Consider the following 13,943-nt stretch of genomic DNA (forward strand, 5'->3'; position numbering starts at 1 on the left):
ACATCGGGTGAGGTGCGCGGCAGATCCTGTGCGCAGCGTCACCGAATCGGCGGGGACCGGTCGCACGGGCCCACCCCCGCCGCCGGGCCGCCCGAACGGCAGGACCATGCTCGTTCCCGTGCCCCAACACCGAAACACCCGACAGGAGGTCGACGACGTGTCGCCAAGCCCGGTGCGCGCCGCGGACGTGGACGCCGCGGCCCAGCGGTTCAGCACGACGATCCCCCCGACCCCGCTGCAGCACAACGAACGGCTCTCCACCCGGCACGGGCTCGACGTGCGGCTCAAGCGGGAGGACCTCACGCCGGTGCGGTCCTACAAGGTGCGCGGGGCGTACAACTTCATCAGCCAGCTCTCCGCGGAGCAGCGCGAGCGCGGCGTCGTGTGCGCCAGCGCGGGCAACCACGCGCAGGGCGTGGCGTTCGCCTGCGAGTCGCTCGGCGTCGCCGCCCGCGTGTACCTGCCCCGCACCACGCCGCGGCAGAAGCGGCAGCGGGTGGCGCGCTTCGGCGGCAGCCACGTCGAGGTCATCGTGCTCGGCGACACCTACGACGACGCCGACGCCGCGGCCCGCGCCGACGCCGCCGACAGCGGCATGACGCTCATCCCCGCGTTCGACGACCCGCGCACCATCGCCGGGCAGGGCACCGTGATCCGCGAGGTCGTCCAGCAGCTCGGCAAGGCCCCCGACGCGGTGGTGGTGCCCGTCGGCGGCGGCGGGCTGCTCGCCGGAACCCTCACCTGGCTGCGGGAGAACCACCCGCAGGTGCGGGTGATCGGCGCGGAACCGCAGGGCGCGGCGAGCATGGCGCTCGCGCTCGACCGCGGCGAACCGTCCCCCGTGGACGATCTGGATCCGTTCGTGGACGGCGCCGCGGTGCGCGTCGTCGGCCGCAACCCGCACGCCATCGCCGCGCTGGACCCGCCGGACCTGGTGGCGGTGCCGGAAGGGCAGATCTGCGTCGAGATCCTCGACCTGTACCAGTCGGACGGCATCATCAGCGAGCCCGCGGGCGCGCTGTCCCCCGCCGCGCTCGCCCAGGACCTCGGGCTGGCGCCGGGCTCGACGGTGGTGTCGCTGATCTCCGGCGGCAACAACGACGTGAGCCGGTACGCGGAGATCGTGGAGCGGGCGCTGGTGTTCGAGGGGCGCAAGCACTACTTCCTCGTCGAGTTCCCGCAGGAACCCGGTGCGCTGCGCCGGTTCCTCGACGACGTGCTCGGCCCGGACGACGACATCGCGCTGTTCGAGTACGTCAAGCGCAACAACCGGGAGACCGGCCCCGCCCTGGTCGGGCTCGAACTCGGCGCCCCTGAGAACCTGGACCCGATCCGCAAGCGGATGGAAGCGATCCCGCACCGCATCCAGCAGGTCCCGCCGGACAGCCCGCTGTTCCACTTCCTGGTGTGAGTTCGCCGGGGTGAACGGCCCACCACGGGCCGGTGGGCCGTTCACCTGGCGGCTAGGGGTGTTGCAGGACGTCCATGATGCGACCGACGTAGTCGTCGTGGTCGGCCTGGAGGCAGGCGCGCTGGGCGTGCTTGCCGTTGCAGCCCTCGCCCCAGCCGCTGCCGTCGCCGTAGCCGAGGAAGTCGTGCGGGATGCCGGCCGCCGCGAGGTTCGCCGCGGTGACGACGGCGGTCTCCCGCACCCGGTTCTCCGCGATGGCCAGGACCGGATCGTCCAGCAGGTTCCCGCCGTTGCCCGCGTAGATCGCGACGCCCATGCCGCGCAGGGCGTCGACGTGCTGCGCGGGGCTCTGCGCGTTCCAGATGCCGTCGTTCGGCCACACCGGTGAGCCGAAGATCGCGTCCGGCGGGTCGAGCGGCGTGCCCGCGCCGTCCCACCGCGTCGAGGCGGTGACGGCGGCGCGGATCTCCGGGTTCAGCAGGTCGAGGTCCCCGGAGAAGCTGCCGACGTAGCGGAACAGGTCGGGCCGGTGCTCGGCGTAGTGGAACGCGCCGAAGCCGCCCATCGAGTGCCCGGAGATCGCGCGGCCCTCGCGGGTGGCGATGGTGGCGAGGTTGTCGTCGATCAGCGGGATCAGCTGGTCGAGGTGGAAGGTCTCCCAGTTCTGCACGCCGGAGCTCCCCGGCGCCACCCAGTTGGTGTACCAGCCGCGTCCGCCGCCGTCGGGCTCCACGGCGATCAGCGGGACTCCCGCGGTGGCCGCCTCGGTGATCTCCATGTTCTGCACGGCGTTCGGGTACTCCGGCGAGCCGTGCAGCGTGTAGTGCACGGGATAGCGGGTGGTGCCGTCGTAGCCGTCGGGCAGCGTCACCATGACGACGTGCTCACCGGAGACCTGGCCCGGCAGCACCGGGTGCTCCGGCACCTGGTCGGTGCGCACGGTGATGGTGAACGTCCGCGCGCTGTGCCATTCCGGCTGCCCGACGACGGTGATCCCGTGCCCGTCGGCGAAGTGCGGCGGTGCGGGTTCGGCGATCGCCGCCGGTCCGGTCAGCCCGGCGGTGGCGGTGAGGGCGATCAGCGCGGCGGCCCAGCGGCGCGGCGCGGTCCGGTGTTCGGTTCGCATCAGGTTCCCCCGGATGAGGTCGACCCGCCTCCCCTGACGGGTGCCGTGCTGAGCGAACCAAGGCCGGGTGGCCGGGTTCCAGCGGCCAGTCGGGTGATCGCGGCGGCAACATTCCGCACCTGTGCGCGAACTTCCGCCTTTTTCGGCATATGCCAGAGAGTTTTCGGGTGATCCGGTCGCAGCGCGGCCGTGTTCAGCGACCCCGAGTTGTGGGACCTTGTCCTTCCGGGGCGGGCGGGGCCGCCCTCCGGGGAGGTCGTGGGGATGTCGGGTTCTGACGAGCGATCCTGCCCACCTGCCGGCCGGGTGGACAACACCGTCAACATCGCGCCGGGTGCCCGGGTGCGCACCGTGGTCCAGGGCGGGGTCCTGCACGGCGACCTGATCGGGAACGCCGGGCGCACCGCGCTCGACGAGCCGCTGCGCGTGCTCGCGCGGGAGGTGCGCACCCGCTGGAAGCGGGAGGAGGCGCGGGTGCTGCGCGAGCACGAGGCGCTGCCGGTGCGGTGGGAGGCGGCACCAGACCGGCTGAGCGGCCACTGGCACGGCGACCGGGCGGACGCCCCGATCGACCTCTCCGGCGTGTTCGACGAGGAGGCGAACGGGATCCTGCTGACCTACGGCGCGCTGCCGTGGGGACGGCTCGTGGTGCTGGGGCCCGCCGGGTCCGGGAAGACGGTGCTCACCGTCGACTTCGTGCTGCGGGTGCTGGCGGAGCGGCAGCGGGGCGGCCGGTGGGCCGGCGGCCCGGTGCCGGTCCGCTTCGACCTCGGGGCCTGGGACCCGAGCGCGATCGGCCTCCGGAACTGGCTGATCGAGCGGCTCGCGCACGACTACCCGCAGCCGGGCGGCAGGCGGACGGCCGCCGACCTGGTCGATTCCGAGCTGATCCTGCCCGTGCTCGACGGTTTCGACGAGATCGCCGAACCCCGGCGCGGCACCGGGCTGCGCGCGATCAGCAGGCACGAGGGGCCGTTGCTGATGACCAGCCGCGAAGCGGAGTACGCCGCCCTGGTGGACAAGACCGGCCCGGTGAAGCGGTCCGCCGCGATCCGGCTCGTCGAACTGGACGAGGCGGGCCTGATCGAGCACCTGGCGCGCGGCGGGGTCGAGTCGGGGCGCCGCTGGCGTTCGGTGCTGCGGGGCTCACCGGCGGATCCGGACGGCGCGGCGTCCCGCGACCTGCTGCAGGTGCTGCGGAACCCGCTGATGGCGTCGCTGGCCCGCACCGCGTACCGGGAGGACGACGCCCGCCCGGCGGAACTGCTCGACCGGGACCGGTTCCCGACGCAGGAGCGGTTGAAGGACCACCTGCTGCAGAAGTACGTCCCCACCGTCTACGACGACGAGCTCGCCGACACCCGGCCGATCGAGATGCGGTGGCCGTGGACGCAGGAGCAGGTGCAGCCCTGGTTCCGGCACCTCGCCACGCACCTCGTGCGGCGCGACCTGCGCCCCCGCTCCCGGCCGAGATCGCCCGGTCCCGCCCAGGACCTCGCCTGGTGGAAGATCGCCGACGACCTGCCCCGGCGCACCCGGATGCTGGTGGTCGCGCTGGTCACCGGCGCGGTGGTGGGGGTGGTGGTGTTCCTCGGGCACTCGGCGCTGTTCGTGGCCGGGGGCAACGGCGTGCCGGCGAGCCTGGTGGCGGGCGCCGCGAACGGGTTCCTCAACGGGACGATGGCCGGGCCCGGGTTCGGCCTCGCGCACGGCGCCCGGTTCGTCTTCCGGCGGGCCGCGATCGAGCCCTCCCACGTGCGCTTCCGGTTCCGGCGCGGACCGCGCAGACCGGACTCCCGCTCGTTCCGCACGATCGCCACCAGGGCCGCGGTGGCGCTGCTGCTGGGCACGGTGTTCGGGTTCTGCTGCGGGTTCGTGCCCGGGCTGCTGCGCGCCTGGTCCACCCCCGAGGCCCCGGTGCTGCTCAGCGCCCTGGTGGACGGGCTGCTGTTCGCGGCGATGTTCGGCATCGGCGCCGGGCTCGTGCTGTTCCTCGCGGCGATCTTCGACGCGCCCCTCGACATCGGCGCGGCGGCCAGCCCCGAGGCGCTGCTGGCCGCCAACCGCCGCACCGCGCTGGTGCAGCTGCTGCTGTTCGGCCCGGCGTTCGGGATGTGCGTCGGGTTCAGCGGTTTCCTGGTGGTGGAGCTGCTCGGCGGCGGGCTGTGGGGCCTGCCGCTGACGTGGAGCTCGATCAGCACGATCAACTTCGGCGTGCTGGGCGGCGCCGGCGGTGGCCTCGGGGCGGTGCTCGCGTTGAGCGCCTGGGGCGAGTGGGTCGTGTTCGGCCGCATCTGGTTGCCGCTGCGCGGGCGGCTGCCGTGGCGGACGATCACGTTCCTGACCGATGCCCACGAACGCGGCGTGCTGCGCAGGCACAGCCCGGTCTACCAGTTCCGGCACGCCCTGCTCCGGGACCACTTGGCCGGCTAGCTGTCAGCCCGCGTCCCAGCTGATCGGCATCGCCGACGGCCCGCGGGTGGACAGGCCGTCCTTCCACTCGATCGCCGCCTCGTCGGTCACCCGCAGCCCGGGCAGCCGCCGCAGCAGCACGTCCAGCGCGACCTGCAGCTCCATCCGGGCCAGCGGGGCGCCGAGGCAGTGGTGCGGGCCGTGCCCGAAGCCCACGTGCGAGGCTTCCGCCCGCGCCAGGTCCAGCTGCTCTGGGTTCCGGTAGACCGCCGCGTCCCGGTTCGCCGAGGCCGTCGCGGGCAGCACCGGTTCCCCGGCGCGCACCAGCACCCCGCCCAGCTCGACGTCCTCCAGCGCGTAGCGCGCGATGCCCGCCCCGTTGCCGAGCGGCACGAAGCGCAGCAGCTCCTCCACCGCGCGCGGCACCAGGTCCGGCTCGGCGCGCAGCCGCGCCAGCTCCTCGGGGTGCTCCAGCAGCACGTGCACGAAGTTCGGGATCTGCGAGGCGGTGGTCTCGTGCCCGGCGACGAGGATCGCCTCGGCCAGCGAGAGCATCTCGTCCTCGGACAGCCGGTCCTGCTCGTCGCGGGCGGCGACGAGGGCGCTGAGCAGGTCGTCGCGGCCGTGCTCGTCCCGCCTGCGCTCCGCGATCAGGCCCGCCATGTACTCCCGCATCGCGCCGATGGCCTCGGCGACCTCGCCGGGGGTGAACTTGGTGGTGGACAGGAACGCGTCGGACCACTGCCGGAAGTCCCCGCGGTGCGCGTAGGGCACGCCGAGCAGTTCGCAGATCACGGTGATCGGCAGCGGCAGCGCGAAGTCCGCCACCAGGTCGGCGGGCGGCCCGGCGGCGAGCATCGCGTCGACGAACCCGTCGGCGATCTCCTGGACGCGGGGGCGCAGCTGTTCGACGCGGCGCTGGGTGAACGCCTTCATCACCAGCCGGCGCAGCCTGCTGTGCTCGGGCGGGTCCATGCTGAGGATGTTGCCGCTGGAGCCCTGGTGCGGGCGCATCCGCGGCTCGTCGCGCCCGACGCTGGCGGCGCGGCTGAACCGCGGGTCGCCGAGGACGACCTTGACGTCCTCGTAGCGGCTGGCCAGCCAGGCCGGTTCGCCGTAGGGCAGCCGGACGCGCAGGAGCGGCTGTTCGCGCAGCTCCTGGAACAGCGGTTCCGGGTCGAGCCGTTCCGGTCGGCTGAACGGGAAGGTCCGGGGCTCCGCGGTGGTCATGCGCAACTCCTGCGGGTGGGCTGTTCGGGCGCCACCCACCCTACAACTAAGTCAGCTGATTGTCTTAGTTCCCCGGGGTGCGTCAGCCCGCGTGGCCGAGGCGCCGGGACAGCTCCGCCGCCCCCTCCCGGATGATCCCGGCCAGCGCGCGGTCCGCCGCGTCGTCCCAGCGCGGCGTCGGCACCGAGGCGCTCATCGCCGCGACCACCGCACCCGAGGAGTCCCGCACCGGCGCGGCGACGCAGGCCACCGCCTCGTTCGACTCGCAGTGCTCCCGCGCGATGCCGGTCGCGGCGACCACGTCCAGCTCGCGGCGCAGCGCGCGCCGCGCGGTGGTGCTGCGCGCGGTCAGCGCCACCAGCCGCCGCCCCGCGTACAACTCCGCGAAGCGCCGCTTCGGCAGCGCCGCCAGCAGCACCTTGCCGACCGCCGTGCAGTGCGCGGGCAGCCGCCGCCCCACCGCCGAGACCATCCGCACCGGGTGCGCGCTGTCCACCTTCGCGACGTACAGCACCTCGGTGCCGTCGAGGACCGCGACGTGCACCGTCTCCCCGCACCGCAGCGCCGCCTCCTCCGCCGCGAGCCCGCCCTCGCGGGCCAGGTCGAGGCGTTCCGCGTAGGCCGAGCCGAGCTGGAACGTCCGCACCCCGAGCCGGAACCGGGTGCCGCTCTCCCCCGCCGCCACCAGGTAGCCGCGCTCGACGAGGGTGCCGAGCAGCTCGTGCACCGTGGTGCGCGGCAGGCCCAGCGCCGCGGTGATCTCGGGCGCGCTCAGCTCCGCCTCGGCCAGGAACAGCTCCAGGACGTCGAACGCCCGCCCCACCGCCGGTACCGCTCGTGCCATCGGCTCGCTCCTCCGCGTTCCGCCCCAGCGGCGCGCCATCCTACCCGCGGCGGATTGACCGGCTCCGCACGCCGAACCTACCGTTGCCGAACGTTGTCCGACATGTCGAACGGAGCGGCCGGTGCGGGAGACACGCGAATTCCTGGTGGCGCAAGGACTTCCCGGCGGCGGTCCGCAACTCCCGGTCAGCGGGAAGCGCTTCCCCGACGGCGCGCAGTACCGGGTGGAGATCCCCAGCACCGAAGGTCCCGAAGTGCTCGACGCCGTGCTGGACGAAGCCCGGGCGCGCGAGGTGCCGGTGCACCGGATCTCGCAGGGCAGCGGCGGCATGCTGCTCACCGCGGCCGAACTCGGCGCGATGTCCCGGACCGCGGCCGCCGCGTCGGTGGAGCTGAGCCTGTTCGCCCGCCCCGTCGCCGCCTGGGGCACCGGCGCCCTGGCCACCGCGAGCGGCGGCGGCCCGGTCGCCGCGCAGGCCCGCGGCACCGAAGGGCTGGTGCACGCGCTGGAGGACGTTTGCCGCACCGCCGAAGCCGGCGTCCGCAGCGTGCTGATCACCGACCTCGGCGTGCTGGCCACCGCGTCCCGGATGCGCAAATCCGGTGCGCTGCCTGCGGATCTGCGGTTCAAGATCAGCGTCCAGATGGGGCTGTCGAACCCGGCTTCGGTGCGCATCGCCGAACAGCTCGGCGCGGACAGCTACAACGTGCCCACCGACCTCGACCTCCAGCAGCTCGCCGACATCCGGGCCGCCACCGCGCTGCCGCTGGACGTGTACGTGGAGGCCCCCGACGACCTCGGCGGTTTCGTGCGGCACTTCGAGATCGCCGAGATCGTGCGGGTCGCCGCGCCCGTGCACCTGAAGTTCGGCCTGCGCAACGCCCCGAACATCTACCCGAGCGGCACGCACCTGACGCCGACCGCCGTCGCGCTGGGCCGCGAGCGGGTGCGCCGTGCGCAGATCGGGCTGGAACTGCTGCACCGCTACGCCCCGGAGGCCACCTGCTCGGCCCCGGCCGCCGCGGACCTCGCCCTGCCGCGCACCTGCTGACTCAGCGGGAAAATCCGCGGCGCCGACCACCCCGGACCGCGTACCGTGCGCGGGTCCGGAAGGTCGTGGGAGGAGCGGGACGGTGCGGATCAGGACGTTCGCCGAGGGTGACGCCGAAGCGGTGGTGGCGTTGTGGAAGTCGGCGGGGCTGACCCGCCCGTGGAACGACCCGTGGGCCGACGTGCGGCGCAAGCGGACCGTGCAACCGGAGATGTTCTTCGTCGCCGAGGACGGGTCCGGCGGCGTGGTCGGCACCGCGATGGCCGGCTACGACGGGCATCGCGGCTGGATCCACTACTTGGCGGTCGCCGACGAGCAGCGCGGCACCGGGTTGGGGCGCGCGCTGGTCGAGCGGGCGGAGGCCGCGCTGGCGGCGCTGGGCTGCCCGAAGGTGCAGCTGCAGGTCCGCCCGGACAACACCGGCGTCGTGGACTTCTACGAACGGCTCGGCTACGCGCCGTACGAGGTCGTCGATCTCGGCAAGCGCCTCATCCCGGACGGCTGAGGACGGCGCCGCCCCGGGAGGTCTCGGCTCGAAGACCCGTGCCCGGCGCGCGGTCCGAGCCCGCGAGCCGGGTTCCGGATCCGGACCGGAAAACCGGCGCCCCCGGTTGACCAGCGGAAACCACCGCGCCCGGTGCGTCCGCCCGCCCACCGCCCCGTCGCCGGGACCACACTGGACACCCGGCGGAGGGAGAGCGCGATGGGGGCGTTGGCGCGAGCGGGGATCGCGGTGCTCGTCGTGCTGCTGGTCAGCGGGGGCGCGGTGCTGGCCACCACCGGTGGCGGCCCGGTCCGGTGCGGTGAGCAGATCATGGGCCCGGACCAGGTGTGCCGCCTCGTCTCCAGCGCGGGCAGCACGCTCAACAGCTACGACGACCAGCGGGAGGTGCAACGCGCCAGCCAGGACCGGCGGCTGCTGCTGGCCGGGCTGACCGGGGCGTTGCTGCTGACGTGCGGCGGGCTGATCGCCGTGCTCGTGCCGTCGCGGCGCGAGCACGACCGGGTCAGTCGAGGGGCGCGCTGAGCACGGACCTGGCCTTCGCGCCGATCGTCTCGCGCACCCCGTCGGCGATGATCCGCAGCGCGTCCGGGTCGCCCTTCACCTGCGAGCGGGCCGTGTTCAGCGCCTGCGACACCGTCACGTGCGGCGGCACGAGCGGCACCGCCGGGTCGACCCGGGCGTCCACGACGGCGGGCCGGTCGGCGTGCAGCGCCGCGTCCCACACCGGTCCGGCCTGGTCGGCGTCGGCCAGCTCGTGCCCGGACAGGCCGAGCAGCTCGGCCCACCTCGCGTACGGCACCTCCGGCAGGTGCTGGGCCTCCGGGTAGGGCTTGTCGCCGAGCATGGCCCTGGTCTCCCAGGTCACGTAGGACAGGTCGTCGTTGGCGAGCACCAGCACGGTGAACCGCGGATCCGCCCACTCCCGCCAGTACTTCGCCACCGTGATCAGCTCGTTGACCCCGTTCATCTGCATCGCCCCGTCCCCCACGAGCGCGACCACCGGCCGCTCGGGGTGGGCGAACTTCGCCGCGAGCGCGTAGGGCAGCCCGCCGCCCATCGACAGCAGGGTGCCGGAGAGGCTGCCGAGCATGCCGGGCCGCATCTCCAGGTCGCGGGCGTACCAGCTGGTGGCGGTGCCGCAGTCCGCGGCGACCATCACGTCGTCGGGCAGCCGCCGGGACAGCTCCCGCACCACCAGTTCCGGGTTGAGCCCGCTGGTGTCCGCGTCGGCGCGCTTCTCGCTGTAGGACTCCCAGCGCCGCGTCCACTTCCCGATGTGCTCGCGCCACGTGCCGTCGGTGCGCTCGTCGAGCTGCGGCAGCAGCGCCTCCAGGGTCGCGCGGGCGTCGCCGACGAGGTTCACCTCGGTCTCGTAGCGGAGGCCGCAGCGGGCGCCGTCCACGTCGATCTGCACGGCCCGCGCCTGCCCCGGCGCCGGGTAGAACTCGGTGTAGGGCATGTTCGAGCCGACGATCAGCAGGGTGTCGCACTCGCGCATCAGGTGCCAGCTCGCGGTCGAACCGAGCAGCCCGATGGGTCCCGTGACCCACGGCAGCGCGTCGTCCAGGACGGTCTTGCCCAGCAACGCCTTCGCGGCCCCGGCGCCGAGCCGGTCGGCGACCGCGGTGAGCGCGTCGGTGGCCCCGTGCGCGCCCGCTCCCGCGAGGATCGCGACCTTCTCCCCCGCGTTGAGCACGTCGGCGGCCTGCGCGGTGCCGCGCGGGTCGGCGGCCCCGACCGGGGTGCTCGGCACCGCGGAGGTCCGGTAGTAGCCGTGCTCGGCGGGCGGCTCCGGCACCGCTTCCCGCTCCAGCAGGTCGCTCGGCAGCACCAGCGCCGTCACCGTCCGGTGGGCCAGCGCGGTGCGGCACGCGCGGTCGACGAGGTGGCGGACCTGGCTGGGTTCCACCAGCTGCTCGCAGAAGTCGCCCGCGACGTCCTTGAACAGGTTCGTCAGGTCGATCTCCTGGTAGTAGCCGCCGCCGAGCGCGGTGCTCGCGGTGTGCCCGAGCAGCGCCACCACGGGCTGGTGGTCGAGCTTCGCGTCGTAAAGCCCGTTGAGCGCGTGCACCGCGCCGGGGCCGCTCGTCACGGCGCAGCAGCCCAGCTCGCTGCCGCCGTACTTCACGTCCGCGCAGGCCGCGAACCCCGCCGTCTCCTCGTGCCGGACCTGGATGAACTCGGTGTCGGGAGCGGTGCGCAGCGCGGCGATCACCCCGCCGATCCCGTCGCCCGGGTAGCCGTAGAAGCGACGCGCTCCCCAGGCGCCGAGGCGTTCGACGATGTGCTCGGCGACGTTCTTCGGATCAGCCACTGGTCGCGGTACCTCCTCGCGGGGGTCGGCCGCCGGGTGGCGGTGGCGGTCCGCCACCTGGCGGGACGGAGTTCTGGTTCAGCGCCCCTTCACGGCGTCCTTCACCTTCTCCACGGCCTGCTTGAAACCGCCCTTGGCCTGGTCGGCCTTGCCTTCGGCCTGCCACTGCTCGTTGCCGGTGACGTCACCGGCCTTCTCCTTGGCCTGGCCCTTGAGCTCTTCCGCCTTGTGCTGGGCCTTGTCCTCGTCACCCACGACGTCATCTCCTTCCGGTGGACGTTGCCTTCCACCGGCGCGTACCCGTTCAGCGCGCGGCTACACATCCCGGTGCGCACACCCGTTCGGCCGCCGGTTCACCGGTGGGCGGGCGGCGCGGTGGCTCGGGTTCCGGCGCGGCGTGGCCGGATCCCCCTCGGCCTGGTCCGTCAGATGCGGACGAGCTCGTCGAGGAGGTCCCCGGCCTTGCTGATGTCCTCGGTGAGCGGCCGGTCCTCCACCCGCGGGTCGAGGGTGTCGGCGGCGAGCCGGAACGCGTCCCGCGCCGGCACGTCCACCAGGTCGGCCTCGCGCATCCGCAGCGCCCGCACCGCGGCGACGAGCTCGCAGGCCAGCAGCCGCCGGTACGCGGCGGCGGCAGCGGTGGTGGCGCGCGCGGCCTGGGTGGAGAAGCTGGCGTGGTCTTCGAGCCCGCGGGAGACGACGGCGGTGCCGAGGGTGGCGGGCAGCGCGGCGTGGCGCAGTTCCGCGAGCGCGTCGTGCGCCACGTATTCGAGGATCATCACCCCGGAGCTGCCGGTGGGGCCGGCGGCGAGGAACGGGCGCAGCCCGGTGAACTCCGGCTCGACCAGGTCGCCGAGGCGCGCGGCGGAGAGCTCCGCCACCTGGTGCACCGTCGCCCGCACCCAGTCGAGCGCGGAGGCGACGTAGGCGGTGTGGAAGTGCGCGTGGTGGTAGGCGTCGCGGTGCACCACCGAGATCATCGGGTTCTCGGTGCCCGCGTTGATCTCGATGGCGAGCACGTCCCGCAGGTAGTGCACCGCGTCCACGGCGGCGCCCTGCACCTGCGGGTAGGCGCGCAGCCCGAACGGGTCCTGGATGCGCCTGCCCGGTTTCGGGGTGCTGTCCAGCCCGAGCAGCCGCCGCATCTGGGCGGCGCAACCGACCTGCCCGGCGTGCGGGCGGGCTTCGTGCACCGGCGTCGCGTACGCCTCCGGGTTGCCGTCGAGGGCGACGTAGGTGAGCGCGGCGACGACGTGGCTGGCGCGGGTGAGCCGCTCCAGGTCGAGGGTGGCGAGAGTCGCTTCGGCGAGGGTGGCGGCGTTGCTGCTCATGAACGCGAGCGCGTCGCCCGCCGCGATCTCCACCGGCTCGACCCGCCCGGACAGCCAGGGGCGTTCTCCGGCGAGGGCGAGCGCGATCTCGGCGAGCGGTGCGAGGTCGCCGGTGCCGATGGCGCCGAGCCGGTGCACCAGCGGCAGCGCCCCGGTGCGGACCGCCTGGGCGAGCGCGGTGATCAGGTCGGGGCTGACGCCCGCGCGGCCCGCGACGAGCTGATTGAGGCGGATCAACAGCGTGCCGCGGGTGTGCTCGGCGGACATGGGTTCGCCGCTGCCGCCCGCGTGGCTGCGCAGCAGCCGGAGCCCGTGCTCGGCGGAGTCGCGGTCGCCGACCACGTCGTCCTTGTTGGCGCCGACGCCGGTGGTCCGGCCGTACACGACGCGTTCGGTGCTGAGCTCGTCGGCGAGCCGCCACGAGTGCTCGGCCACCCGCAACGCCGCCGTGGACAGGTCGATCGCCGGCGGTCCCGCGGTCCGCGCGACGTCGGCGACGTCGGCGCACCGCAGCGTGCGGCCGTCCACCCGGATCACTCTCGTCTCCTCTCGATCGGCCGGTCCAGTATGGGCGCGGCGGGACGCGGCGCCGGTGAGATCATCCGCACTCCGCGGGCCGGGCGGCCACGGCCGGGGTTATCGTCGCCGGTCGGCGGCCGCCGGGTCGCCGACCGTCCGCGAACAGGAGGACCGAGTGCTCGCCCTCGTCGTGTCCCTGCAGGTCAAGCCCGGCCACCGGGACGGTTTCCTGGCCGCCATCACCGCCGACGCCGAGGCGTCCGCGGCGAACGAGCCGGGCTGCGTGAGCTTCGACGTGGTCGTCGACACCGCGGACGACCACCACTTCTTCCTGTACGAGGTGTACCGGGACCGGGAGGCGCTGGAGGCGCACCGGGCGAGCCCGCACTTCGCCGCCTGGACCGAGGCCGCGGCCGAGCACCTGGTGCCGGACTCCCGCCAGGTCACCGTCACCGAACGCCTGGTGCACGAATCTTGATCACCGCCCGGTGGGCGGGTCCGCTCAGCGGGCGGTCACCGGGGCCAGCCACAGCCCGGTGATGGCGTCGACGAGCCCGGTGGCGGCGTCGTCCCAGCTGGAGCGCGGCGTGGTGGCGGAATCGGCGAGCGCCCGCTCCCGTTCGGCGGGCATGTGCACCATGAGCTGCCGCGCCATGTCGTTGCGTTCGGCGCGCACCTCGTCCGGCAGCGCGGGCAGGCACCGGCGCAGCCCGTCGATGATCCGGTGCAGCGAGGGCTCGCTGAGCGATTCCTCCACCATCACCGGGCGCAGCGACGGATCGGTCATGACCTGCGCGCCGAACCGGGCGAACCAGGTCGGCACGCCCAGCGAGGCGAGGTGCTCGATGCTGGGGCGCACCAGGCACTCGACCCAGTCCCGGACGCCCGCGTCCGGGCTGATCTCGGCGAGCATCCGCACCCGGATCAGGTCGATCGGTTCGGCGTGCCTGCGCACGATGGCCCGCACCAGGTCGGTCTTGGTGCCGAAGTGGTACCCGACGGCGGTGTTGTTGCCCTGACCGGCGGCTTCGCTGACCTGCCGGTTGGACACCGCGAACACCCCGTTCTCGGCGAACAACCGCTCCGCCGTGTCCAGGATCGCTTCCCGGGTCGCCCCGACCCGCTCGCTGCGCGCCGCTTGGCCCGCCATCTGCACCACCACCCATTCCACCCGTCCGGCGCGGAGTTCCCGCTGCGCAC

Annotated in this window: 13 protein-coding genes; 6 read left to right on the forward strand and 7 right to left on the reverse strand. The window is 73.9% G+C overall.

Going from position 1 to position 13,943, the window contains the following annotated elements:
* Positions 1-172: 172 nt before the first annotated feature.
* The gene (ilvA, locus tag LCD33_RS02040; RefSeq protein WP_224955896.1) at positions 173-1,411 is read left to right on the forward strand and encodes a threonine ammonia-lyase IlvA; all 1,239 of its coding nucleotides are present in this window, start codon (positions 173-175) and stop codon (positions 1,409-1,411) included.
* 52 nt (positions 1,412-1,463) lie between these two features.
* Here the strand turns inward: ilvA and LCD33_RS02045 are convergent, their stop codons facing one another.
* Positions 1,464-2,537, reverse strand: coding sequence for an alpha/beta hydrolase family protein (locus LCD33_RS02045; RefSeq protein WP_224955820.1), 1,074 nt, complete (start codon positions 2,535-2,537; stop codon positions 1,464-1,466).
* 264 nt (positions 2,538-2,801) lie between these two features.
* Between LCD33_RS02045 and LCD33_RS02050 the strand changes: the two genes are divergently transcribed.
* Entirely contained in the window at positions 2,802-4,970 is a 2,169-nt protein-coding gene (locus LCD33_RS02050; protein WP_224955819.1) for an NTPase, read from the forward strand.
* Positions 4,971-4,973: 3 nt separating this feature from the next.
* On the opposite strand, the gene LCD33_RS02055 is transcribed toward LCD33_RS02050, so the two are convergent.
* Entirely contained in the window at positions 4,974-6,179 is a 1,206-nt protein-coding gene (locus LCD33_RS02055; RefSeq protein WP_224955818.1) for a cytochrome P450, read from the reverse strand.
* 82 nt (positions 6,180-6,261) lie between these two features.
* On the reverse strand, positions 6,262-7,023 hold the full coding sequence (locus tag LCD33_RS02060) for an IclR family transcriptional regulator (RefSeq protein ID WP_224965922.1): 762 nt from the start codon (positions 7,021-7,023) through the stop codon (positions 6,262-6,264).
* Between the two features lie 121 nt (positions 7,024-7,144).
* Between LCD33_RS02060 and LCD33_RS02065 the strand changes: the two genes are divergently transcribed.
* The 3 genes from LCD33_RS02065 to LCD33_RS02075 all read left to right on the forward strand — a co-directional run bounded on the left by LCD33_RS02065 (position 7,145) and on the right by LCD33_RS02075 (position 9,101).
* Positions 7,145-8,074 carry a U32 family peptidase gene (locus LCD33_RS02065; protein WP_224955816.1) on the forward strand — a complete coding sequence of 310 codons (930 nt, stop codon included), beginning with the start codon at positions 7,145-7,147 and terminating at the stop codon, positions 8,072-8,074.
* Positions 8,075-8,156: 82 nt separating this feature from the next.
* Entirely contained in the window at positions 8,157-8,579 is a 423-nt protein-coding gene (locus LCD33_RS02070; RefSeq protein ID WP_224977460.1) for a GNAT family acetyltransferase, read from the forward strand.
* A 198-nt stretch (positions 8,580-8,777) separates the two neighbouring features.
* A complete protein-coding gene (locus tag LCD33_RS02075) occupies positions 8,778-9,101 on the forward strand; it encodes a hypothetical protein (protein WP_224965919.1) in 324 nt (107 codons plus the stop codon).
* Here the strand turns inward: LCD33_RS02075 and LCD33_RS02080 are convergent.
* From LCD33_RS02080 to LCD33_RS02090, 3 genes are all read right to left on the reverse strand, one after another.
* Positions 9,082-10,893 carry a thiamine pyrophosphate-requiring protein gene (locus tag LCD33_RS02080; protein WP_224965918.1) on the reverse strand — a complete coding sequence of 604 codons (1,812 nt, stop codon included), beginning with the start codon at positions 10,891-10,893 and terminating at the stop codon, positions 9,082-9,084. The two genes, LCD33_RS02075 and LCD33_RS02080, sit on opposite strands and share 20 nt — an antisense overlap.
* A gap of 78 nt (positions 10,894-10,971) precedes the next feature.
* The gene (locus LCD33_RS02085) at positions 10,972-11,148 is read right to left on the reverse strand and encodes a CsbD family protein (RefSeq protein WP_224955812.1); all 177 of its coding nucleotides are present in this window, start codon (positions 11,146-11,148) and stop codon (positions 10,972-10,974) included.
* A 170-nt stretch (positions 11,149-11,318) separates the two neighbouring features.
* Positions 11,319-12,761, reverse strand: coding sequence for an aromatic amino acid ammonia-lyase (locus tag LCD33_RS02090; RefSeq protein ID WP_224955811.1), 1,443 nt, complete (start codon positions 12,759-12,761; stop codon positions 11,319-11,321).
* Between the two features lie 157 nt (positions 12,762-12,918).
* On the opposite strand from LCD33_RS02090, the gene LCD33_RS02095 reads away from it, so the two are divergent.
* Complete coding sequence (locus tag LCD33_RS02095) at positions 12,919-13,221, forward strand: putative quinol monooxygenase (protein ID WP_224955810.1); 303 nt, start codon at positions 12,919-12,921, stop codon at positions 13,219-13,221.
* Positions 13,222-13,245: 24 nt separating this feature from the next.
* Here the strand turns inward: LCD33_RS02095 and LCD33_RS02100 are convergent, their stop codons facing one another.
* Positions 13,246-13,893: a TetR/AcrR family transcriptional regulator gene (locus LCD33_RS02100; protein WP_224955895.1), complete on the reverse strand. Its 648-nt coding sequence runs from the start codon at positions 13,891-13,893 to the stop codon at positions 13,246-13,248.
* Positions 13,894-13,943 lie beyond the last annotated feature (50 nt).

The organism is Saccharopolyspora sp. 7B (genome assembly GCF_020177435.1).
Lineage (GTDB): Bacteria > Actinomycetota > Actinomycetes > Mycobacteriales > Pseudonocardiaceae > Saccharopolyspora_C > Saccharopolyspora_C gregorii.